Consider the following 22,620-nt stretch of genomic DNA (forward strand, 5'->3'; position numbering starts at 1 on the left):
CCGGTGGCGAGCCACGGTGTGACAGGCGCGCAGGATGCCGGAGCGTTCCTGGTACGGCTGACCCGGCTGGACCCGGCCGCGGTGGTGCGCCTGCGCTCGCACGGCGGCCGCACCGACCTTTGGGCGATGCTCCCGTGGAACGTGCTGGTGACCCGCTCGGTCGACGGCGAGGGCCCGGGCGATGCCACGGTCTCCGCGGCGGACCTGCTCACCCAGCTGGCCCGCGGCGGTCGCTCGCTGCCAGTGCGCCGGGACTCGGACTGGCGCTGGGGCCTGCCGCCGGACGGCGCCCGCTCGGTGGAGAAGCTGCCGGTGGAGGAGCTGCGCCGGGTGGCCGCGGCCGCGGCCGGGACGCTTCGCGACGCGACAGTCAACGGCGTCGGCGGGCAGCCGGTGGGGGAGCGGGCGCTTCGCGACGCGCTGCTCGATCATGTGGCGATCGTGGTCATAACGGACAGCACGGAGCGTATCGAAATATCTCAACGTCTTGTCCAGGGTGTTACGCGCATGGGCTTCCTTGGTGGACGGCCGTCATCCGAAGTGTCCGATCCGTCCGATGTGCACGTTTGGCAGGCCGGGCGCTGGGTCGGATTGGCCGCACCATACGGCGCGGCCTGGCAACCGGCCGTGAGTCAGCTCGGCCTGCGACCGGCCACTCCTCATCCGTTCGGCTGATGTCGGATGGTCCGTTTGGTTTTGTGCGGGCGTTGGGGGGATGACCTCAGGCGACGATCCGGGTAGCGTCGGGCCTCGGGTCCCACGCAACGTAGGCGGCCGGATCCGCTGGGGAGTGAGGTGCGCAAGCGATGCCGTGGTGGACATGGCGCCCCGGTCACGCCGGTGACGGCGAGCCGGAGTCCCGAGGTGGAACGTCGACGGACCGCGCTGTACGGCCGGCCGGGGTGGTAACCCCGCCGGCCCAGCGAGAGCCGGAAAGAACCATCCCAACAGTCGAGCTGCCACCCGCGGTCGCGCCCGTCACATTGCGCCGCGTCGGTGACGCCCTCGACATCCTGGACATCCGCTATCTCGCCGACGGCGACGGCAGCCTGCTCGCCATGTGGGAGCGGCACGCGGTGCTGTTCACGCTTGAGGGCCCCGAGGACGAGATCCTCGTCATGCGCGCCCGCCCGCACTCCACCGTTCCGCCGGACTGGGCCGACCGCGCCTACCGCGTGGTCAACGAATGGAACCACACCCGGCGCTTCTGCAAGGCCTACGTCGGCGACCCCACCGAGCGCGGCCAGCTCCCGATCTACGCGGAGCTGCAGGTCCCGCTCGGCTCCGGCGCCCACGACGCACTCCTGGTCGAGATGCTCGACTGCGGCGCCGCTGTCGCCACCTCCTTCGTCGACTGGCTCCACGACGAAGGGGCGCTGCTGTAACTATGGTCGTCGCTTCGCTCCTCCGGGCTCGGCGCCACGGCCTGCGGACGGCGGTGTCAGGCAGACGAAGAGCGTGTCTGACTGACACCGACGTTCCTCGGTCGTCCGCGCCTCACGACGTGGTCACGCAAGCGACGGGTCCGGAGAAACTGCAGACGAAGAGCGAGTGGGTCCGGTAAGCGGCGTATCTGAGAGAACCGACTTCTCGGGCGTCTGTGCCTCGCGACGTGGCCGGCGAAACGGTCCGCCATGTCACGGCCGTCGTAGCTAGGAGACTGGGATTAGGGTCTTGGAGTCCTGGGGTTCCTGGCCACGGCGGGGCTTGGGCCCGCGGGAGCGTGCGGGCCGGACCGACCACTGAGTGGGCACCTGTTCTTTCGCTTTGGGGTTTTCTCGAAGAGGGCGGCGGGGGTCAGGGGCGGGGGAGGAGGGCGATGCGGCCGTGGAACTCGCCGCCGATGCGGGTGGTGTCGGAGCCGACGAGTAGGCCTGCGGGGGTGGAGACGAAGGAGCGGACGCCGACGCCGCGGTCACGGCCGGGGTTGAAGGGCAGGGCGCGGCCGGTGCGGGTGTCGAGGGCGGCGATGCCCTCGCGCTTGACGGCGCCGGGGCCGGCCGACTCGTGGCCGTCCGGGTTGTTCATCCAGCGCTGGTGGCCGCCGACGTAGACCGCGCTGCCGGTCACCGCGACCGCGTAGAGCGAGTCGCCGCCGGTGTGGTTGCGCCAGCTGGGCAGGTGCCGGCCGGTCCCACCGGTCTCCCAGCGGCTGGCGGTGTCGCAGAGCTTCTGGCGGGAGTTCTCCCGGCCGGTGGTCACGACCACGAAGTAGCTGCCGTCCGGCGAGAATTTCACCTGGCGCATGTAGGTCTGGAAGCCGTCGCGGCACGCCGGCTTGAACGAGTCCGTGTACCAGTCGCTGACCACAGCGGACGCGCCCGCCACGTCGAGCATGACCAGCTGCGTGCGGTCCTTCACGCCGGCCTTTCCGATCACACCGACCGCGACCATCTTCCGGCCGTCCGGCGAGATGTCGAAATGCTCCACCCGGGTCCGGTCCTTGCCCGGTGCGGAAAGCTTGGCGTCGAAGCCCTGGTCGACCGCGCCGGTGGCCGGGCTCATCCGGGCCAGCGCCGTCCGCGGCACGCCGTTGATCGCGGAGAATGTGCCGCCCGCGTAGAGCCGCCCGCCGGCCAGGCCGAGCGTCCGCACGTCACCCCAGTTGATCGAAGCCTTGAAACCGGCCACGGTACGTCCGGTGGCGAGCGAGACCTTGCCCAGTCCGCGGGTCGCCGCGCCGTTGACGGTCTTGAACGCGCCGCCGAGGTAGACGCTGCCGTCCGCGCCGGCCGTGACCGCGTAGACCGGGCCGTCGACCTCCGGCGCGAAGTCCCGGACCGCGCCGTCACGCAGGCCGAACGCGAAGATGTGCCGCCGCGGGTACGCCCGGCGCCCCGACGCGTCCGTCACCGAGGTGAAATTGCCGCTCACCACAGCGGTGTCACCCACCACCACCGCGGACCAGACCGTGCCGTCCTTGATGTGCGGGGTGTAGTCGACCGGGTTCGCGGAGACCACGGCGGGCTGGGCCTGGTCCGCGCTGGCTGGCATCATGCCGGCGGCCACGGTGAACGCGCCCAGGGCGATCGCGGCGAGCAGACGGCGTCGCATGTGGGGTACCTCTCGAAGGGCGGGTGGAGACACCCGATCAACGAGGCGGTATCAGCCCGGAAGTGCGTTTTGGCAGCAAACCAGCCGATCGGCCGACCGCACCTAGTCCATCGAGTTGACCATGAAGTAGGCGGCCCGCTCCAGGTACTGCCAGAGCTGCTCCTTCCGCTCCGGTTCCAAGCCGATCGAGTCGACAGCCGCACGCATGTGCGTCAGCCACGCGTCCCGCGCCGCCGCGTCCACCACGAACGGGGCGTGCCGCATGCGCAGCCGAGGGTGGCCGCGCTCGTCCGAGTACGTCGTCGGACCGCCCCAGTACTGCATGAGGAACAGGCGCATGCGGTCCGAAGCCGGACCGAGATCACCCTCCGGGTACATCGGCCGGAGCAGCGGGTCGGTCGCCACACCCTCATAGAACTTGTCCACCAGCTTCCGGAAGGTCGGCTCTCCGCCGACCGCCTCAAAGAAGCTCGTCTCTTCATCGCTAGCCACCGGTCAATCCTGCCACTCTGCTTATGGTCGTCGCTTCGCTCCTCCGGGCTCGGCGCCACGGCCTGCGGACGGCGGTGTCAGGCAGACGAAGAGCGTGTCTGACTGACACCGACGTTCCTCGGTCGTCCGCGCCTCACGACGTGGTCACGCAAGCGACGGGTCCGGAGAAACTGCAGACTAGGAGCGAGTGGGTCCGGTAGGCGGCGGCGTATCTGAAAGAACCGATGGTCCTCGACCATGCGCGCCTCACGGGGCGGTCCGGAATCGCGGGTCGGGGGAACTTCCAGGGGGCCTGGGGCTAGACGTGGCCGGGCTCGGGGGACTTCTCGGGGGTGGCGGCGGCGATGGCGGCCTCGAAGCGGTCGGGGGTGGGCCAGCCGAGGCTGACGATGACCATCACCAGGGCGCCGGTGAGGCTCCAGGAGCTGATGACGCCGGGGAGGGGGAAGCGCTCGGCCAGCAGGCCGGTCAGGCCGACGCCGCAGGCCTGCATGAGCGTCACGCCGGTCTGCATCACGCCGTACGCGCGGGCGCGGAGACCGTCCGGCACGACGACCGCGAACAGGCCCTGCGCCACCGGGAGTACGCCGCCGACCGCGAAACCGCAGGCCGCCACCATGACCAGGATCACCGGCACCGACGGCTCCAGCACGGCGGGGACGAGCGTCAGCGGCGCCGCGATCGCGAACGGGCGGATCAGTGCGCGCCGCCGGGAGGGCCGGATCAAGCGGCCCACGATCAGGCTGCCGGCGATGAAACCGACGGGCGGCGCCGCCATGATGACGCCCTGGATCAGCCCGCGCTCGTCGCCTGTGGACAGGTCGTCGGCCCAGGCCGCGGCGAGGCCCTCGGGCATCGCCACGAAGAACATCGCGCAGAACACCAGGATCGCGATCGACCGCAGCTCCACCCGCCCGAAGACCAGCGCGAAGCCCTGGCTCATGCCACGCGGCCCGCGACGCTGCGCCGCGCCGGTGCCGGACCAGCCGCGCAGCCCGATCAGCACGATCGCGGCGGCGCCGGTGTAGAGCCCGGCGGTGAGCAGCAGCACGAGCTGCACGTTGATCGCGGCCAGGCCGGCGCCGGCCACGTACCCCACGACCTGGGTGATCTGGTTCAGCCCACCGACCAGGGAGAGGCCGACGACGAGCCGGTCGCGCGGCAGGATGCGGGGCAGCAGCGCGGACCGGGCGGCCTGCTCCGGCGCGGCCGCGAGCGTGCTCAGGAACAGCACCGCGGCGAGCACCGCGCCAGGCCAGTGGAAGAGCGCGGCGACCAGGAACAGCGACGCCCGGAATGCGAGGGTGACGCCCATGACCGTCCGGTACGGATAGCGGTCCGCGAACTGGCTGAGCAGCGGGCCGCCGATCAGCCAGGGCAGGAAACTGACCGCGAACGCCAGCGCGGAGAGCGCCACCGACCCGGTCCGCTCGAACACCACGAGCGTGATGACGGCCTTGGCGATCGGGTCGGCGAGATTGGAGAGCGCGACCGCACCGTAGACCACGCGGAACTCCGCGTGCGAGAAGACCTCACGGTATGTGGCGGGTCGATCCTGGTCAGCCGCGATCACCGGACGACCCCCAAGACCGGTCCCTCACGGACGCTGCTCCCCACGACGCTTCTCGGGGCGCTGAGCCGTAGATGATCCGGGCCGTAGATGGTCCGGGCGACGCCGCTCCCGAGAATTCAGATGAATGAATTCTGCCCGATCGTCTGAGTTGTGGCTAGGGTGATCGGCGGATGTCTTTATGCCGTCCATCAATGGAGCTCGGGTCAGGTCGCGCCGCCCCGGCTCGCCTCCGGGCCCCCGCCCGGCGCCCCTGGCCTGGGGAAATGCCGGCCCGCCGCGATCCGATCCGCGATCCCGGAGTTCTCCAGCGCCTCGGTCAGCCGGCGCCGCAGCTCCCGCGAGACGGTGAGCTGCGCGTCCGAGGTGGTCTTCGCGACGGTGCGGATGACCGCGCCGTCCACGGTGACCTGCTCCACGCCGATCACGTCCGGCGCCTCAAGCAGGCCGGTGGCCAGCTCCGGGTCCGCCGCCACGGCCGCGGCCGCCTCGCGCAGCACGGCCGTGGCCTCTTCGCTGTTCACGAAGCCGATCGGCATGTCGATCACGACCATCGCCCAGCCCTGGGACTTGTTGCCGACCCGGATGACCTCGCCGTTGCGGATGTACCAGAGCACGCCGCGGCCGTCGCGCACGGTGGTGACGCGCAGCCCGACGGACTCGACCACGCCGATCGCCTCGCCCAGGTCGACCGTGTCGCCCACGCCGTACTGGTCCTCGATCAGCATGAACAGGCCGGCCAGCACGTCCTTAACCAGGCTCTGCGCGCCGAAGCCGAGCGCCACGCCGACGATGCCGGCGCTTGCCAGCAGCGGCGCGAGGTTGAAGCCCAGCTCGGCCAGGACCATCAGCGTGGCGATGCCCATCACGATCGCGGTGACGAAACTGCGCAGCACCGAGCCGATCGCCTCGGCCCGCTGCCGCCGCCGCTCCGGGAAGACCGCTGTCGCGTCCAGCAGCGCGGTCGGCACCTTCTCGTGCAGCGGCTTCAGGATCGACGGCATGGCCGTGTTGGACGTGGTGCTGACCAGCTTGGTGATCGTGCGGACGATCAGGTAGCGGATCAGCGCGGCGATCGCGATGATCGCCAGGATCCGCAGCGGCTTGATGATCACCCAGTAGCCGCCCTCGGCCAGCCAGCCGTTCACGCCGAGGTCGATCAGTTGCTTACAGAGCCGGTCGGTCTCGCAGCTGGCCTCGATGGACGGCACGAGGTCGGACGGGGACGGACTGGGTGTCGGTGCTGCTATCACGGTGGGACCGGGCTCCACATGCTCGAAGACGGGTGTCAGAACGTTGGTATCGCATCGCCCTGTGTGTTCCGTTGGCGGGGTCACGGGCTGCGGTATCGAACCGGGCATCTTCGCACGGGACACCAAAGCTTCACGGCGCGGGCCCGATTAGTACGTGCAATTCCGCCACCTATCAGGGACTATTGGCGCACGGACGTTGGTGATCCGCCAGCGTGGGGCCGGATGGTGACGTGCGGCCCGACCCAGGTGGAACACGACGAGGAGTGCCGAGAACCGACCAGAAGGGTGACCACGATGCCTGACATACGACCCACGGTGGGCTCCGGAGCGTTGGTGCTCAACGTGACCTACGAGCCGCTGTGCGTCGTCTCAGTGCGTCGAGCCGCGATCCTGGTGCTCACGGACAAGGCCGCCCTGGTCACCGACGGGGACGGCATGCTCCACTCGGCCCGCAACGAGATCCCGGTACCGTCCGTGATTCGTCTCACACGCTACGTGCGTGTGCCGTACCGCACTCACATCGGCCTCTCCCGGCGCGCCATCTTCGCGCGGGACGGCTGGCGCTGTGCCTACTGCCGTGGGCCCGCACAGACCATCGACCACGTGTTCCCGCGCAGCCGCGGCGGCATGCACGCGTGGGAGAACGTGGTCGCCGCGTGCGCCAAGTGCAACCACACCAAGAGCGACAAGACGCCGGCCGAGCTGGGCTGGCGGCTGCACGGCGGCGCGCCCACCGCGCCCAAGGGTCAGGCCTGGCGCGTGCTCGGCCACCGCCTGCCGGACCCGCGCTGGGCCGACTGGCTGGACATCCCGATGCCGGACGCGGAGGCGGCCGCCTAGCGCTTCGCGCCGGTAAGCGTCGCGAAAACCACCACGTTGTCCCGGTAGCCGTCACCCGCCCACTGCCCGCCGCACGTGATGAGGCGCAGGTAGGGGCGGGTGAAGTCGGCGTAGACGCGGTCGGCCGGAAGGCGCGCCCGGTCGAACAGCTCCACCGAGTCCACCTCGAACACGGCGGTCTCCCGGTCCTCCCGCGTGACCTCTATCGTGTCGCCCTCGCGCAGATCCCGCAGCCGGTAGAAGACGGACGGCCCGGAGTAGTCGTCCACATGCCCCACGATCACCGCGGAGCCGAACTCGCCGGGCGTCGGGCCGTCCTCGTACCAGCCGGTCACGTCGTGCTCGGTGGGCGGCGGCACGTCGATCGAGCCGTCCGCGGCCAGACCCACCTGGCGGACCGGCGCCTCCACCCGGATCGCCGGAATCGCCACCCGGGTCGGCCGGCTCGGCTCCAGGACCGCGAACGCGCGTGGCGGCGCCGCACCAGGCCTGTCGAACAGGCGTGGCAGCCGTACATCGGTCAGCTGCCCCAGCCCGGCGCTCGCCGCGAACAGGCCCACCACAAGCAGCGCCACCGCAAGCAGACCGACCGCGCCGCCAGGACCACGAACATCGCGGGGGTACGGCGTACCCCCGGCGGATTGTGGCGGTTGTGGGATTTCCGGCGCGCGGTGACGGCCGGCCGGACCGGACGGGGGGAAGCGCACGCCCGCATGCCGGGCCAGCGGCGAATAGCGGTGCCCGGCCACTGTCTAACCCAGCCGCCGGCGGCGTAGCCACAGCACGGCCAGCGCCCCGCCCGCGAGCAGCGCCGTCACGCCGCCGCCGAGCAGCGCCAGCGCGCCCGCATCCGGATCCCTGCCGGCAGTGCCGCCGAGCCCGGTCGCCGGGCCCTGCGAGGGCCGGGAGTCCGCCACCACCCTGAGCGTGCCCAGCGCGCGGCCACCACCCGTGCAGGTCAGCTCGACCCGGTAGTCGTCCGCGCGGACATCGGCGCCCACGTCGGCGGACCCGGTCAGGAAGCCGTACTCCGGCTTCACCCGCACCTCGCCGAACGCGTCCGAGCGCACGACGGCCTCGGCGACGTTCCCCGCACAGCTGGCCCGGATGCTGACCGTGCCGCCGGCCGCAATCGTGCTCGGGTTGACCTCGACGAACATGTCGGCCCTGGCCGACGCGGCGCCGGGGGTGATCACCAGCGCGGCCGCTGTCAGCGCGAGCACCGCGACGAATCTGCGCATGGTCCTCCCATCGGATGGGGGAATGCCTGTCGTTGATTTTCGCACGCCACGGCGGAAATTTCGCGAGACGGACTCATTGCGCCGGAGTACGCCCCGATGATCTGCGGGGACCCTGGTTCCGCTACCGTGAAAGAAGCATCAGCACCTATCAGACCGCCCAGACACCGAGTGTCTTGCCACGTTGGGGGCGTTCACCGTGGATCCACTAGAAGTCGCGCTCGTCTTCGTCGTTGTGCCGCTCGCGGTCATCGGAGTCCTGGCAGCACTGACGCTGCCCGGAAACCGCCGCAAGGAGAAGCGGTACCGGCCCGGCCGGCCGTTCGAGTTCACCCCGGTCTGGTTCCTCTCGTCGCCCGGTCAGCTGGCCGGACGCCTCGCGATCTCCGCCTCTGACATCGCCGGCTCCGCGGGCGACCCGCCCGCGAACCCGCACGGACCCACGGGAGGCGCAAGTGACCGCTGGTGACGAGCCCCTGACCCACCTCGACCACCCCGGTGGCGAGGTCTCCGCGGCGAACGAGCCTCAGGGCGACGTGCTCGACGGCCCGTTCTCCACCCGCCAGCTGCTCCACATCGACGAGGCGCTGCGCATCGCCGACCGCGAGACCGGCCTGACGTTCAGCGTCTACGCCGGCGACCTGGCCGAGCCCCAGCGCGCCGCCGCCGAGAAGCTGCACGGCCAGCTCGCCGACCCGGACCGTTCCGTCCTGATCGCGTTCTCGCCGAACCAGCGCGTCCTCGAGGTCGTCACCGGCGCCGACGTCCGCCGCCGCATCCCGGACCGCGACGTCAAGCTCGCCTGTCTCTCGATGGCCGCCGCCTTCGCCGGCGGCGACCTGGCCGGCGGCGTGATCCACGGCCTCGACCAGCTGGCGACCCACGCCGGCCGCGCCTGACTCCCTGTTCGTCGCTCTGCGTGAAGGCCGGTCCCGAGGTGGGGCCGGCCTTTCGCGTTACTTGCGGCTTTCGCCGCTAAGGCCTCTCTTTCCGCCGGTCGCGATTTCCGCAGCTCTGAAACCAAGGGCATAACGCCGTCTTCCCACTCTGTGGGTGGTCGCGGCCCGCACGCTCCCGCGGGCTTCAGCCTCGCCGAGCACCGGCCACACCCCGCGCCTCACTCCGGCCGCGACGTCTGACCTGACTCGCATCGTTGGCCGGCGCGGTCTGCGCGGCTGGCGGTGATGGTGCTGACGAGCGTGGCCGAGCCCTTTTGCTGTACTCAGTAGTCGCGCGATTGCGCTTGATGCCGCCGGTGATTCCGTTTTGGCCCGGAGGGGCACGGGTCTGTCAGGTCGGGGACCTCACTCGGATTTTCTATGCCGATGTTTCGGAGATCGCGCTAGGCCGTGTGTGGGGATCGTGGCGAGCGGAGGCGCGGCCCAGGTGATGTCCAGGTGCCGCCGAGACCCGCCGGACACGACGGAGTCCTCGCCGTGAATCAGCCCTGCCCAGCCCACCACCGGCCAGCCCTGCCGACGGCGCTGAGCCGGCCTGCCGGCAGTAGGAATGCGTCAGCCGCTTCGGTTCCGAGGCGGGCACCCGGAAGTGCAGCGCCGGTCAACTCGTCCACGACTACCGGTCAAGGCTGCTCGACCCGATGGCAGACGCGCCGGGGCCAGTGACAAGACTTCTGGCCAGGTGCTTCTAGCAGGCGAGGCGAGTTTTGCTCACCGGAACCGGGTGAAAAGTACAACGTCGATTTTGTGCTGGACCGGACAAATTGGTCTAGTACCAACGCCGTTTCAACCCACTACAAAAGCGGCACAAAACAGGTACAAAACGACTTTGTACCGCCGATGTGCGACTTATGTACTGGCACAGGAGCGGGCATGAAAAAGCGCCCCACCGACTGCGAGAGCCGGTGGGGCGCTTGCGGACGGAAAGGCTAGCCGCGGTCCTTCGTGCGGGCGGCGATGGCGCGGACGACGCCGTCGCGGCCCTCGGCGACCAGGCGGCGGAGGCCTGCGGGCTGGCCACCGGCGGCCAGCCACGACTCGGTGGCGGCGACGGTGGCCTCGGTGACCTGATAGGAGGGGTAGGCGAAGAGCGCGAAGTCCTGGGCGGACTCGCTGTCCCGGCCGGCCCACACGGTGGCGGCCTCGGCGAAGAAGCGCTCCGCGTAGGGCGCGGTCAGCGCGGCCTGAGCGGGGTGCTGGAAGCCTTGGAGCAGCGCGCGATTGCGCCAGTTCGGCAGGGCCTCGGGGGCGGTGAGCTCGGACCAGACGCGGGCCTTGGACTCGGTCGTCGGCATCAGCGCGCGGGCCAGGGCGGCCTCGCGCTCGCCGCCGGCGGTCCGGTCGCCGGCCAGCTCCGTGTCGATCTCCTCGGCGGTGGCGGCGCCCTTGGCGACGAGCGTCTGGAGCAGGCTCCAGCGCAGCTCGGTGTCGACGGTGAGGCCGGCCGGTACGTTCTGGCCGGTGAGCCAGCCGCGCAGCACGGCCAGGTCAGCGTCGGACCGGGACGCGGAGGCGTAGGCGCGGGCCCAGGCGAGCTGGAAGCCGCTGCCGGGCTCGGCGACCGCGAGCGCGTCGGCCGCGGTCTTGGAGAGCAGCGCCCAGCCGGCCGGCGCCCAGGCCGGGTCCGCGTACGACGCGATCGCGGTGGCAGCCTGCCGGAGCGTGGCCGTGATCAGGTTGATGTCCTGCTCGTTCGGCAGGCCGGAGGCGACGAGCGCGATGTAGTCACGGGTGGCCAGCTCGGCGTCGCGGACCATGTCCCAGGCGGCGGCCCAGACCAGTGCGCGGGCCAGCGACGAGTCCAGGCCGCTGATGTGGTCGACGACGGTTGCCATCGAGCGCTCGTCCAGGCGCAACTTGGCGTAGCTGTGGTCGTCGTCGTTGAGCAGCAGCACGTCCGCGGCGGGCAGGCCGGTGAGCGCGGCCAGCTCGGTGCGCTCGCCCGCGATGTCGACCTCGACGATCTGCCGGCGGCTGAGCTTGCCGTCGCGGATGTCGTAGAGGCCGACGCCGATGTGGTGGGTGCGCAGCGTCGGGTAGTCGGCCGGCGCCTCCTGCAGCACCGAGACGGAGGCGTAGGTGCCGTCCTCGGCGAGCGTCACCTCCGGGCGGAGCGTGTTGACCTGTGCGGTCTCCAGCCACTGGGCGGCGAACTTGCGCAGCTCCCGGCCGGACGACGCCTCCAGCTCGGAGAGCAGGTCGTCGAAGGTGGCGTTGCCCCACGCGTGCGCCTGGAAGTAGGAGCGCAGGCCGGCCAGGAACGGGTCCAGGCCGACGTACGCCACGAGCTGCTTGATGACGCTGGCACCCTTGGCGTACGTGATGCCGTCGAAGTTGACCTCGACGGCCTCCAGGTCCGGCATCTCGCAGTAGACCGGGTGGGTGGAGGAGAGCTGGTCCTGGCGGTAGCCCCAGTTCTTGCGGACGGACAGGAACGTGGTCCACGCGTCGCTGAACCGGGTGGCCTCCGCGTTGCACCAGTGGCTGGCCCACTCGGCGAACGACTCGTTCAGCCAGAGGTCGTTCCACCAGCGCATGGTGACCAGGTCGCCGAACCACATGTGGGCCAGCTCGTGCAGGATCGTGTTGGCACGCTGCTCGTACTCGAAGTCGGTGACCTGCGAGCGGAAGATGTAGTGGTCCTCGGCGTGCACGACACAGCCGAAGTTCTCCATCGCGCCGGCGTTGAACTCGGGCACCCACACCTGGTCGTACTTGGGCAGCGGGTAGCGGATGCCGAACTGCTCGTGGAAGAAGTCGAAGCCCTGCACGGTGACCTTGTGCAGGTCGTCGACGTCGAAGTACGGCGCCATGCTGGCCCGGCAGAAGTAGCCCATGCCGATGCCGTCGTGGGTGAACTGCACCTCGTGGAACGGTCCCGCGCAGAGCGCCGTGATGTACGTGCTCATCCGCGCCGACTGCTGGAAGTGGATCGTCTTCACGCCGTCGCCGGCCGGCTCGTCGCGGTCGACGGGCATGTTCGACACCACGCGCCAGTGGGCCGGCACCGTGGCGTGCCAGGTGTAGACGCTCTTCAGGTCGGGCTGGTCGAAGCAGGCGTAGACCCGCTGCGCGTCAGCGGTCTCGAACTGGCTGTAGAGGTACGCCTCCTTGTCCACCGGGTCGACGCTGCGGTGCAGGCCCTGGCCGCTGTGCGAGAACGGGAACTCGGCCTCGACCACAAGCGTGTTCGTCTCGGCCAGACCGGCCAGCGTGAGCCCGCGCTCGGCGGACCACGTGGACGTGTCGACCGGTGCGCCGTTCAGCGTGACCGCGTGCAGGCGCTCGGCCGCCACCTCGATGAACGTGGTGGCGCCGGGCTCGCGAGAGGTGAACTCGACTGTGGTGGTCGACCGGAACGAGGTGTCGCCCGTCAGGTCGAGACCGATGTCGTACGAGGTCACATCGAGCACGCGGGCACGCTCGGCCGCCTCGACCTGGGTGAGATTGCGCACTCCGGCCACGATCACTCTCCATCCGGTGCCCTGCCCGCACGGCCGGGCGCCGGTGGGGCGGAAAAGTCCGCAGTAAGTGTTTCACGTCGACGGTGATCGCGGGTGGGCTGGTCCGGCGCGCCCGGGGGTTACGTCCGGGTTGTGGCGCGCGTCCGAATTTCGGCGGGTGACGCGTACCCACGGTGAGGTTTTATTTTGCGAACGTCAGCAACCCGTTAACTCTTCTGTCGGCAACCGTTAGGCAACCGGGAATGGCCCATCATTGGGGCATCGGCGTGACCGGTCACCGACGGTGTCGTTGCGAAAAGCGGCGTCTCTGCGTTATGCCTGGTAAGAGCGTCCGATCCCCGTCAAAGGAGTGACTATGGATCAGCAGACCATGACCCTCAGTAACGACGATGTGGACGAGAGCGGTTACTGGGCCGTCAGCGAGGACAGCTGGGCGAGCGTGTGCCCGGGTCTCTCCGAGGAGGACGCCGCGATGCTGGCGCCGGTCGTGGTCGTCGGCGCGGTTCCGATCACCGCGAACTGATCTCGGGAGATTACCCGTACCACCGCCTGGAACCGTTCTGGGGTGCGCAGCTGATGTGTGGAATACGTCGGTACCGTGGGTGCACATGACGATCGTGCACCCGATCAACCGGGCCTGGATCACGACCGGCGGTACCGGCGCGCAGAACTATGACGAGTTCGCGGACGACGCCGAGATCACCGCAATCATCGCCGGCAACCCGCGCAGCGCTCTCGCCGTCGAGATGCCGCACCTCGCGCCCGAAACGCTTGGCCGCTCCTTCGCCGACTCCCTGACCGTCGCCGCCGAGCGGCTTGCGGAGGCGAAGTCGGCCGGCAGTTACACCCCCGCCGAGCAGGTGATCGTTCTCTACCGGATCGCGGACCCGGACGGTGGCAACGCCGCCTACGGGATGTACTGCATGGTCGACACGGATCAGATCTCGACCAGCCCGGAGGAGCCCGGCCTGGTCATCCGCAACGAGGACGTCTTTATCGAGAAGGTCCGCGAGCGGGTGGCGCTGGCCACCACGATCGGCAACCTGCTCTCCCCGGTGCTGCTGCTGCAGACCGGCACCGGCGAGGCGCTGCACGAGGCGCTTGAGCGCGCGGTCGAGGCCGCGGGCGAGCCGCACGCCACGGACGTGGACGGCGCCGGGCGTACCCACGCGATCTGGGCCGTGCCGGGTGGCGACGAGCTGTGCGCGCTGGCCGGCGGCGGTGAGCTGGTCGTCGCGGACGGCAATCACCGCAGCCTCGCCGCGCAGACCGCCGGTTACCCGCGCTTCCTCGCCGTGATCACCACGCCGCGGTCGCTTGTCATCGCGCCGTACAACCGGCTGATCAAGCTGTCGATCGGCGCCACCGAGCTGGGCGACCGGCTGCGCGCGGCAGGCATGCAGCCCGAGCCGGTCTCCGGCGGCCCGTCCGTTCCGCCGGCCGGTGGCACCATCCAGCTCTACCTGGCCGGTGAGACCTACAGCGTCAAGCTTCCGGTGGAGAACTCCGCGAACCTGGTCGACGCGATGGACCACGCGCTCGTCGAGCGGGCGCTTGTCGGCGACGTGCTCGGCCTGGACGCCGGCGACAAGCGCATCGTCTACGTCGGCGGCGACTACCCGGCCGAGTGGCTCCGCGACCAGGTCGACGCGGGCCACGCGGACCTGGCCGTGCTGATCGCGCCGGTCACCGTGGACGAGTTCGTCGCGGTCAACCTGGCCCGCCAGAAGATGCCCCGCAAGAGCACCTGGTTCACGCCCAAGGCGCGCGGCGGCCTCGTCGTCGCGGAGATCTAGCAGCTGAGACCGTGGCGGCGCGCTCAACTTGGCGGCCGCCGCCACGGCCGCACCGGCGGGCTGACAGACTGCGCGTTATGCGCGTTTATCTGGGAGCCGACCACGCCGGCTACGAGCTGAAGGTGCACCTCGTCAACTACCTGTCGAAGCAGGGGTACGAGGTGACGGACGTTGGCCCGCACGTCTTCGATCCGGAGGACGACTACCCGGCGTACTGCCTGCACACGGCCGCCAAGGTGGTCGCTGATCCGGGCAGCCTGGGCATCGTCATCGGCGGGTCCGGCAACGGCGAGCAGATCGCCGCGAACAAGGTCCGGGGCACCCGCGTGGGCCTGGCCTGGAACACCGAGACCGCCCGCCTGACCCGCGAGCACAACGACGCCAACCTGGTCGGCATCGGCGCCCGGCAGCACACGCTCGACGAGGCCACCGCGATCGTCGAGGCGTTCCTGACCACGCCGTTCTCCGGCAACGAGCGGCACGCGCGGCGGATCGCGCAGGTCGCGGCGTACGAGGAGTCCGGCGTCCTGCCGGACCTGCCCTAACGGGCCGGCCCACCGCGGGCCGGAAGCTCTTCGCGGGGGACCCAGTTGCGGCGCACGATCAACAGTCGCTCCTGGGCCTCCGCCATGTCCTCATCAGTCGGACGGGACGCGTCCCGGGCCCGCATCGCGGCCCGCACACTCACCTGCGACGAGCCGGAGCCGACCAGGCCACGCAGGCCGCGCTCGGTCTCCCGCTCCTCCACCGAGACCCTTTCGCGGGTACGGGGCGCGGCAGCCTCGGGCGCGGTCTCCTCGGGGTCGTGCACGGGTGCGGTCTCGGCGATCGGCGGCTGCGGTTTCGGTGCGGGCCTCGGGGCCGGCGCTACAGGTGACGGGCCCGGCGCCGGCCTGGGCACGTCCGTGGGCCTGGCGGCCGGTCGAGGACCCGTCCCGGGCGGGCCGGGGCGGGGGACAGGCGTGGCCGTGGGAACAGGCGTGGCCGTGGGAACAGACGCGGCCGTGGGAACAGACGCGGGCGTGGGAACACGGCGGGCCGAGGGCGGCGGTCCGGGAACCGGCCTGACCGCCGGAGTCTCCGGGGCCGCCTCGGACGACCCGGCCGTGCGAGACTCGATCTCGCCGGCCCCGACCGGCTCAGAAGCCTCCGCCGTCCCGGTCACCGGCTCCTCCGCCGTCCCGGTCACCTGGTTCTCCGCCGTTCCGATCACCGGAGCCTCCGTCGTCCCGGTCACCGGGTCCGGCGCCGTCGGTTCGACCGCCGTGGACTCCACAGGCGTCTGCTCGTCGGCGCGATGGCGGCGAAGTCGGCGGCGGCGACGCTCGGGCTGTCCCATCCGCCGACCGTACCCCGGCCGGAGGACCGCTCAGAAGACCTCCAATGCGCTCGGCGCGCGGTGCCAGCCGAACGCCGTGCTCGCCGCCGCAAGCGTGCCTGGCGCCAGCTCCCGCACCAGCCCGGCACCGGCCAGCGCGGCCAGCGCCGTGCCGCCCAGGTAGACCGCGCCCAGGTCCCGCACGTCAAGCGCGAGCCCGGCCGCGTCCTGGGTGCGTACGCAGGACGCGCCGTCCGGCCCGCCGTGCAGCCGCCAGCGGCCCGCGTTCGCCGGGAGCAGCGCGTCCGTCACCTCAAGCACCACGTCGATCGCGGTCGCGTAGCGGCGGGCGGACAGTGCGGCCGGCAGGTCGAGCAGCCGGACCCAGAGCGCGTGCTCCCAGCCGATGCCGAGCCAGCCCGGGTCGTCGGCCAGGTGGATCAGCGGCTCGTCGGCCGGGGTGAAGTCATAGCGGACCCGGCTGGTCAGGTCGATGCCGAAGAGGAACCGCCACAGTGCGAGGCGGGCGGCCGGCGACTCGGCCACCAGCTCGGACACCACCACGGTGGCGGAGATGGGGTCGTTGTCCGGATTGGCGCCCTGGTGGACGCGCCAGGTCGCGTACCCGTCCGGCCCGTCGTCGCCCTCGTGGATCACGGCACGCCGCGAGGTGGCGCCGTGGCGCGAGGACTCCAGGTCGGCCAGCACGTAGTCCCACCACACCTCCGGGCGGCTCGACCAGCCGGGCCGGGCCGGGAGCGCGGCCTCGTACACCGTGGTGATCTCCTTGCGCAGGTCAGCCGGCGTGCCCAGCCGCAGCCGGCCCGCGTCCCCGGCCGGGAGCCGGACCTCGCGGGTCGTCGCGTTGAGCGTGAGCCTCGGTACGGCGAGGCCGTACCCGTACCGTGGATAGATCCGCCCTTCGCTTGCCCACAGCACTGCGACCGGCTCCGGCGCGTCCGTGAAGTGCTGCCGCATCATCCCGGTCAGTGCGCCGCGCCGCCGGTGCGTCGGCGCGACCGCCACCTGGGTGACGTGCGCGGCCGGGACGGCACCGCCCGGTACGGTCAGATCGCGGGCGAACGAACCCAGATGGCCGACGAGCAGCTCGCCGTCGGTCACCACCACGGACCGTTCCGGCTCGCAGACGGCACGCTCAAGCGCCACCCGTGCGTCGTCCGGCTCATTGTGGAACGCCGCGAACGTCAGCGGCAGGATCGCGTCCAGGTCGGCCTCGGTGCCGGGCCGGACGGTCAGATCGGGAAGGATGGGCGACATGTCTTGTGTGTAACGGACATGCCTCGATGGGGGCCAGCTATTTGCGGGCTCGCTACATTCGATGGTGCAAGGCCCGACAGGGGGAGGAGCTATGGCAGATCAGACGCAGTCATGGGCGGAGCGGACCGTCCCGGTCCCGCCGGAGACGTACCCGCCGGCTTCCGACCCGTTCGTGGACGCGCCGGATCACAACGACGACCCCACGCAGCTGAACTTCCAGCGTGGGCGCGCGTCCGTGGGAGCCCGGCCGTCCCGGCAACAGCACCACGACCACGACCACGAGATCGCGCCGCACGAGCCGACCGGCACCGGCTGGCCCGACGCGCCGCCCGCGCCGCCCGCGGTGCCGTTCGGCGTGCAGATCCGGCGCGGCCGCGAGTGGGGCGTGCTCGGCCTGATCTTCTCGTTCGTGTGCTGGGGCATCTGGGCGATCTGGGACGGCGGCACGTTCGTCAGCTCGATCCTCATCTACCTGGTCACGCTTATCGTGGCGGTCGGCCTCTTCGCGCTGGCCCGGCTTGTCGGCCGGCTGGTGTGGGAGCGTCAGCTGGGTCGCGTCCGCCGCAGCGCCCGCGGGGCGTACCTGGTGGTGGGCGTGTTCCTGATCGGTGTGGGCTTCTCGTTCCTGCGCCAGACCGGGTGGGTCATGGACGTCTGGGGCTGGATCAAGCACATGTTCTACTGAGCCGGCAGACGACGAAGGGGGCGCCGCCCGGCGCCCCCTTCTCGCTGTCTCCGCCCGTTACTCCAGGGTGAACGTGCCGACGCCCGCCGCGATGTCGATGTCGTAACGGCTCTCCGCGGCCTCCCACGCCTTCGGCGTGAACCGCGAGTTCGGCGCCGCCCTGCCCCGCCCGTCGCCGCGAAGCGTGACGCTGTCCGCGCCCGCGCCGAACCGCAGCCGGGACGGAGTCTTCGCCGGGGTGCGAAGCACGAACTGGCTCAGCCCCGAGCTCACCTTCAGCTTCACCGACGCGTCCGGCTCCGGAAGCGTCAACTCCAGCCGGGTCGCGCCGCCGAGCATGTCGAAGCCGGACACCCTGCCCCTGCTGAAGTCGATCACGTGCTCGGTGGCGCCGCCGGTCAGCCGCAGGTCCCAGGCCACCTCGGAACTGAGCCGGATCTCCACCAGGTTCGGCCCGCTCTGCCCGGTCTCGAACATCTGCAGCTGCACCCGCTCGCCCTGGTCGACCGCCTGCGGCCGGATGCTCGAATCCTCCGGCGTCGCGATCCGGTAGAGGTCACCCTGCAGATCGTCGCTGATCACCGTCACCGACGTGACACCGGAGACCAGGTCGAACGCCAGCGCGTTCCGCCCGTCCAGCGGCGCGGAGATCGCGTGCGGCCCACCGCCCGCGGCCGCCAGGTTCAGGCCTGTCACGTTCCGCAGCGCGGTAAGCATCCCACCCACGACCGCCACCGCGACCACCACGATCCCCAGCGTCACCAGCACCTTCGCCCGGCGACTCCGAGGCTTCGCACCTCCAAGATCAATAACATCCTGGGGGTACGACTCGGAGCTCCGATCGCCGTGCCGAGGATTCTCCTCCCGCCGTCGGTGATCGGCGGCCCGGCGGCCGGGCGGCGCCGGACGATCCGGTCCGGGTGAGGGCTGCGTCGCCAGATGCGGCGGCGGCGCCGGGACGGCAGTCCAGGCCTCCTCGGGCCCGGGCTGGAACCGGCCGGCGTGGGACCGGTCCGAGTGGGCCGGCTCTGCTGGGTACCGGTCGTGACCCGGGACCTGGTCACGACCGGTGGTCGGGGTGCCCTCCGCGCGCTGATCCTGGCCGGTGGCGCGGTCCTGACCGGTGAAGCGGTCGTGGCCGGTGGCGCGGTCGTCGAGACCGGCGGTCCAGCCGTTGGCCGGGCGCGGGACGTCCGTGCCGTCCTCGCCGACCCGCTCCGCACGGCCGTCCCAGTCGGGCGTGCGGCCGGGCGGTGTTTCCCGGGTGCCGCGGCCGGCCGTGGTCTGACCGGTGCCGCCGGCCCAAGACGGGCCGGAGTTCCAGGAGTCGGTGGCGGGCTGGTCGCTCCACGACGGGAGGGGAATCTCCTGCCAGCCCTTGTCGCCGTCGTCCCCCTTCACGCCGCCGTCCGTGGCCGCGTGCCGGCTGCCCGCGGCGTCGTCATCGATGGCACCGGGGCGGCGGTACATGGCGTAGGGATCGTCGGCGTCCCGGGCGGCGGGCTCGTCCCAGCCCGGAGCGGCAGCCCGTTCGTCCTGGCGGAAGACACCCGCCCGGCTCTGACGGGACACATCCGGCTCATCCCGGCGGGACGTTGCCGGCCGGTCCTGGCGGGACGCCTCCGGGCCGTCGCGGCGGAGGGTCGCTGACGATGGGTCCGGCGTGTCCTGGCGGTGCGTGGTGGACTCGTCCCAGCGAGGTGTGGTGCTGTGGTCGCTTCCGCGCGGATCGCCGGTGGCCGGCTCGTCCCGGCGCGGAACACCGGCGGCGTGTGTAGCCGAGGACGCGGCAGCGGCGCCGTGCTGCGGGGCCTTCACCACGGGAGTCTCGCCCGTGGCGGACTTCGACGGGGCGTGTGACGGGGACTTCGCCGCCGCCGACTTCGACCTCGGGGCCTTCGACGTCGGTACCTTCGGCGCCGGGGAGTCGGGCGCCGGGGCATCCGGAACTGCGGTATCCGAGGTCACGGGCTTCGTGGTGGTCCAGGACTTGCCGTCCGGGTCGGCCCAGAGGTCGACCACCGGAGGCCGTTCCGCCCAGCCGTTCTGGCTTTCCGCCTCCGTCCACGGCTTCGCCGCCGCCGGCGCGGCACCGGATGTCCAGATCGGGCCGTTCCGGGTGGGTTCGTTCCAGGCGGCGGGTCGGTCCGCCTGCCCTGGAACCGGCGCGGCGGCCTCGGTCGGAACGGAGTATGCGCCCGGAAGCGACTGTCCAGCCGAAGCGGACTGCTCCGCCGGGAACGGCTGCAGGGCCGGGCCGGGCTGTCCGGCCGGGAACGGCTGCGGGGCCGGGTCTGGCTGCCCCGCCGGGAACGACTGTGGTGCGGGGCCGGACTGTCCAGCCGCGAATGGTTGCGCACCCGAGAGGGACTGCGCACCCGGGAAGGATTGCGCACCCGGGACCGACGGCGTGGCCGGAGCCGGCTGGGCAGCCGGCGCGGCCGGCGCCGAGAGCGTGAGTTCCGTCCAATTCTGCGAGGTCTCGCCCGTGTTCTTGGGCGTCTCGACCCAGGCCGGGCCGGAGGGCGCGGACGGATCCGACAGCCGCGGCTCGACATGCGTGAACCATTCGGAGCCCGAGCCGGAGGCCTTACCCGCGCCCGTTGTCCCGGCGCCGGAGTCCAGCGCGGCGGTGCCCCACATCGGGGCACCCGCGCCCTGCGCTGCCGGGCTTCCCGCGCCGGTGGTCCGCGCGTCCCCACCGAACGACGACGCGCCCGCGCTGGTGATCTGTGCTTCGGCGCCGAACGATGCGGCACCCGCGCCATCGGCCTGCGCGCCCGCGCCAGCGGCCTGCGCTTTCGCGCCGAACGACGCGTCCGTGCTGGTCCCCTGCGCCTTCCCGCCGAACGACGCGCCCGCGTCGAAGGGCGGCGGTTCCGGTGCGAAGACCGGCTGGGCCGGGACGGAGGTGGGCTGCGGGGGAGCGGCGGAGACGGGTGCTTCCGGGGTGCGTGCGTCGGGCCAGGAGACCGGGGCCTGGGCGGGCATTCCGGTCGAGGGCGTCGGAGTCGCCGGCCAGGAGGCCGGGCTGCCCCAGCTGCGGGTGCCGCTGCTGTTCTCCGGATTGTCGGGATTCGCCGCGCTGTCCGCGGCAGCGGCCGAGCCACCGCTGTCAGCCGGGAACGCCGCTACGCCGGGAAGGTCTGAGACCGGGTGGGCGGAGCCGGCAGCCGGCCCGCCGAAGGCGGAGAACGTCGAGCTGCCATCAGCGCCGGGCGATGCGGCCGGTCCGCCGAAAGCCGGGTGACCGCCGGATGCGGCAGGTCCGCCCGCCGGGTAACCGAAGCCGTCAGAGGCGCCGCCAGGCCCGTCGGAGGTCGGGACACCCGTGCTGCCGGATGAGTCGGCCGGTCCGCCGAAGGCCGCGAAGCCGGGCCCGTTGGGTGTGGGGAAACCGGCGCTGTCCGAGGCTCCGGCTGGTCCGCTGAAGGTCGCGGAGCCGGACCCGTCGGATGCTCCGACCGGTCCGCCGAAGGCCGCAAAGCCGCCACCACCGGCCGGACCCCCGACTTCCGTAGGGCCGGTGTCGGCCGGCGTAATGCCGCTACCAGGTGAGACGCCCGTCCGGTCGGTCGTGCCGCCGAAGGTCGCAGGTGCAGAGCCGCCGGAGGGCCCGGAGAATGCATCGGGCAGCCGTGCCGCATCATCCGGCGTCTGTGCGGACCACGCTGATGCGGTGCCGCCCGTGCCCGGCGCTTGCACGCCTCCGAACGGCCCGTTCTGCGGCACCGGCGCCGGCCACGCCTGCTTGCCGCGCGAACCGGCAACGCCTGGGCTGTGAGAGTCGGTGCTGTCGACACGAGGACCGCCGGCATCCGGACCGCCCGCACCAGCGGTTCCAGCACGTGCGGCGCCCTCACTCACGCCGCCGAAGCCCGGCTGGCCGCCGTCACGAGAGCCACCCGCGCCTGGCCGGCCGCCGTCAGGAGAACCATCCACGCCCGTGCGGCCGCCGTCGTGCGTGCCGCCGTCACTCGGGCCACGCGTCTCCGGACTGTTCAACCCGTCGGACCCGGCCCACGGGTTCTCGTCCGCCGCTGCCTGCCGCCCCTTCTTGGACCGCTTCGGTGGCTTGGGGGCGCCGGCGCCCTTCGCACGCCCGGTCAGTCCGGCCAGCAGGGCCCGCAGGCCTCGTGGCTCGGCGCTCACGCCGGACGGCGTACCCAAATCGATCATGACTGGTTCTTCGCGGTGCGGCGGGGGAGCACTGGAATTCGCGCGCTTGGCAAGCGTCGATGCGCTGCCGGGCGTCTCGATGCCGCGCCAGGCGTCGCGATTGGTCTGCGGCGCCTGCGGGAACCGGTCCTCCAGGTCCGCCTCCGGGTCGAAGGCCGATTCAGGCGCGGGCGTAGGCGCCGATGCCTGGGGAGAGGCCGGCGAGGGTGCTGCCGCGGGAGAGACCTGTGGCGCGGCCGGACCGCCGAAGATCGCGGCCCGCTGCTCGCCGGGCCGGTCCGGGACCTCCCACATCGGCGCCGACGCGTCTGCCGCGAAAGCCTGGCCCGCCTCGAATTCGGTGGCCGTGGCCCGTTCCATGCCGCCCTCCGTCCGTTGCCGATCCGAGCCCGGCATCGAAGGGGGTGCGCCGGGGCCTGGTACGGCCTCAACCCGCAGTACGCAGCAGACGGCGTCGCGGATCGACGGGACGGTGGTGATTTGGAAATGGCCTG

General features: G+C 71.6%; 19 protein-coding genes. 9 read left to right on the top strand and 10 right to left on the bottom strand.

The window, feature by feature from the left end; translation table 11 throughout:
• Positions 1-3 precede the first annotated feature (3 nt).
• Entirely contained in the window at positions 4-675 is a 672-nt protein-coding gene (locus tag ACIA8K_RS11365; protein WP_396057652.1) for a hypothetical protein, read from the top strand.
• A 131-nt stretch (positions 676-806) separates the two neighbouring features.
• Positions 807-1,385: a YbjN domain-containing protein gene (locus ACIA8K_RS11370; protein WP_396057493.1), complete on the top strand. Its 579-nt coding sequence runs from the start codon at positions 807-809 to the stop codon at positions 1,383-1,385.
• A gap of 412 nt (positions 1,386-1,797) precedes the next feature.
• Here the strand turns inward: ACIA8K_RS11370 and ACIA8K_RS11375 are convergent, their stop codons facing one another.
• From ACIA8K_RS11375 to ACIA8K_RS11390, 4 genes are all read right to left on the bottom strand, one after another.
• A complete protein-coding gene (locus ACIA8K_RS11375; RefSeq protein ID WP_396057495.1) occupies positions 1,798-3,054 on the bottom strand; it encodes a PKD domain containing protein in 1,257 nt (418 codons plus the stop codon).
• A gap of 102 nt (positions 3,055-3,156) precedes the next feature.
• On the bottom strand, positions 3,157-3,546 hold the full coding sequence (locus ACIA8K_RS11380; protein ID WP_396057497.1) for a globin: 390 nt from the start codon (positions 3,544-3,546) through the stop codon (positions 3,157-3,159).
• A gap of 298 nt (positions 3,547-3,844) precedes the next feature.
• Positions 3,845-5,119, bottom strand: a complete 1,275-nt coding sequence (locus ACIA8K_RS11385) for an MFS transporter (protein ID WP_396057499.1) — start codon at positions 5,117-5,119, stop codon at positions 3,845-3,847.
• Between the two features lie 203 nt (positions 5,120-5,322).
• The gene (locus ACIA8K_RS11390; RefSeq protein WP_396057501.1) at positions 5,323-6,387 is read right to left on the bottom strand and encodes a mechanosensitive ion channel family protein; all 1,065 of its coding nucleotides are present in this window, start codon (positions 6,385-6,387) and stop codon (positions 5,323-5,325) included.
• A 276-nt stretch (positions 6,388-6,663) separates the two neighbouring features.
• On the opposite strand from ACIA8K_RS11390, the gene ACIA8K_RS11395 reads away from it, so the two are divergent.
• The gene (locus tag ACIA8K_RS11395; RefSeq protein WP_396057503.1) at positions 6,664-7,209 is read left to right on the top strand and encodes an HNH endonuclease; all 546 of its coding nucleotides are present in this window, start codon (positions 6,664-6,666) and stop codon (positions 7,207-7,209) included.
• Here the strand turns inward: ACIA8K_RS11395 and ACIA8K_RS11400 are convergent.
• Positions 7,206-7,958 (bottom strand): class F sortase, encoded by a 753-nt coding sequence (locus tag ACIA8K_RS11400; RefSeq protein WP_396057505.1) that lies wholly within the window; start codon positions 7,956-7,958, stop codon positions 7,206-7,208. The two genes, ACIA8K_RS11395 and ACIA8K_RS11400, sit on opposite strands and share 4 nt — an antisense overlap.
• 3 nt (positions 7,959-7,961) lie before the next feature.
• The gene (locus ACIA8K_RS11405; RefSeq protein ID WP_396057507.1) at positions 7,962-8,450 is read right to left on the bottom strand and encodes a hypothetical protein; all 489 of its coding nucleotides are present in this window, start codon (positions 8,448-8,450) and stop codon (positions 7,962-7,964) included.
• A gap of 196 nt (positions 8,451-8,646) precedes the next feature.
• On the opposite strand from ACIA8K_RS11405, the gene ACIA8K_RS11410 reads away from it, so the two are divergent.
• Positions 8,647-8,916: a hypothetical protein gene (locus ACIA8K_RS11410; RefSeq protein WP_396057509.1), complete on the top strand. Its 270-nt coding sequence runs from the start codon at positions 8,647-8,649 to the stop codon at positions 8,914-8,916.
• A gap of 7 nt (positions 8,917-8,923) precedes the next feature.
• Entirely contained in the window at positions 8,924-9,346 is a 423-nt protein-coding gene (locus tag ACIA8K_RS11415; protein WP_396057654.1) for a DUF5130 family protein, read from the top strand.
• Positions 9,347-10,335: 989 nt separating this feature from the next.
• Here the strand turns inward: ACIA8K_RS11415 and pepN are convergent.
• Positions 10,336-12,861 carry an aminopeptidase N gene (gene pepN / locus ACIA8K_RS11420; protein WP_396057656.1) on the bottom strand — a complete coding sequence of 842 codons (2,526 nt, stop codon included), beginning with the start codon at positions 12,859-12,861 and terminating at the stop codon, positions 10,336-10,338.
• A 364-nt stretch (positions 12,862-13,225) separates the two neighbouring features.
• On the opposite strand from pepN, the gene ACIA8K_RS11425 reads away from it, so the two are divergent.
• The 3 genes from ACIA8K_RS11425 to ACIA8K_RS11435 all read left to right on the top strand — a co-directional run bounded on the left by ACIA8K_RS11425 (position 13,226) and on the right by ACIA8K_RS11435 (position 15,211).
• Positions 13,226-13,393, top strand: a complete 168-nt coding sequence (locus ACIA8K_RS11425) for a hypothetical protein (protein ID WP_396057511.1) — start codon at positions 13,226-13,228, stop codon at positions 13,391-13,393.
• 85 nt (positions 13,394-13,478) lie between these two features.
• A complete protein-coding gene (locus tag ACIA8K_RS11430; RefSeq protein ID WP_396057513.1) occupies positions 13,479-14,666 on the top strand; it encodes a DUF1015 family protein in 1,188 nt (395 codons plus the stop codon).
• Positions 14,667-14,743: 77 nt separating this feature from the next.
• Positions 14,744-15,211, top strand: coding sequence for a ribose-5-phosphate isomerase (locus ACIA8K_RS11435; RefSeq protein WP_396057515.1), 468 nt, complete (start codon positions 14,744-14,746; stop codon positions 15,209-15,211).
• On the opposite strand, the gene ACIA8K_RS11440 is transcribed toward ACIA8K_RS11435, so the two are convergent.
• Both ACIA8K_RS11440 and ACIA8K_RS11445 read right to left on the bottom strand, forming a co-directional pair.
• The gene (locus tag ACIA8K_RS11440) at positions 15,208-15,567 is read right to left on the bottom strand and encodes a hypothetical protein (RefSeq protein ID WP_396057658.1); all 360 of its coding nucleotides are present in this window, start codon (positions 15,565-15,567) and stop codon (positions 15,208-15,210) included. The genes ACIA8K_RS11435 and ACIA8K_RS11440 overlap by 4 nt on opposite strands.
• Positions 15,568-16,035: 468 nt before the next feature.
• A complete protein-coding gene (locus ACIA8K_RS11445; protein WP_396057517.1) occupies positions 16,036-17,262 on the bottom strand; it encodes a GNAT family N-acetyltransferase in 1,227 nt (408 codons plus the stop codon).
• A 91-nt stretch (positions 17,263-17,353) separates the two neighbouring features.
• On the opposite strand from ACIA8K_RS11445, the gene ACIA8K_RS11450 reads away from it, so the two are divergent.
• Complete coding sequence (locus ACIA8K_RS11450; protein ID WP_396057519.1) at positions 17,354-17,947, top strand: hypothetical protein; 594 nt, start codon at positions 17,354-17,356, stop codon at positions 17,945-17,947.
• A gap of 57 nt (positions 17,948-18,004) precedes the next feature.
• Here the strand turns inward: ACIA8K_RS11450 and ACIA8K_RS11455 are convergent, their stop codons facing one another.
• Positions 18,005-22,486 carry a hypothetical protein gene (locus ACIA8K_RS11455; protein WP_396057521.1) on the bottom strand — a complete coding sequence of 1,494 codons (4,482 nt, stop codon included), beginning with the start codon at positions 22,484-22,486 and terminating at the stop codon, positions 18,005-18,007.
• Between the last annotated feature and the right edge of the window lie 134 nt (positions 22,487-22,620).

This window comes from Catenuloplanes sp. NPDC051500 (genome assembly GCF_044454585.1).
Taxonomy (GTDB): domain Bacteria; phylum Actinomycetota; class Actinomycetes; order Mycobacteriales; family Micromonosporaceae; genus Catenuloplanes.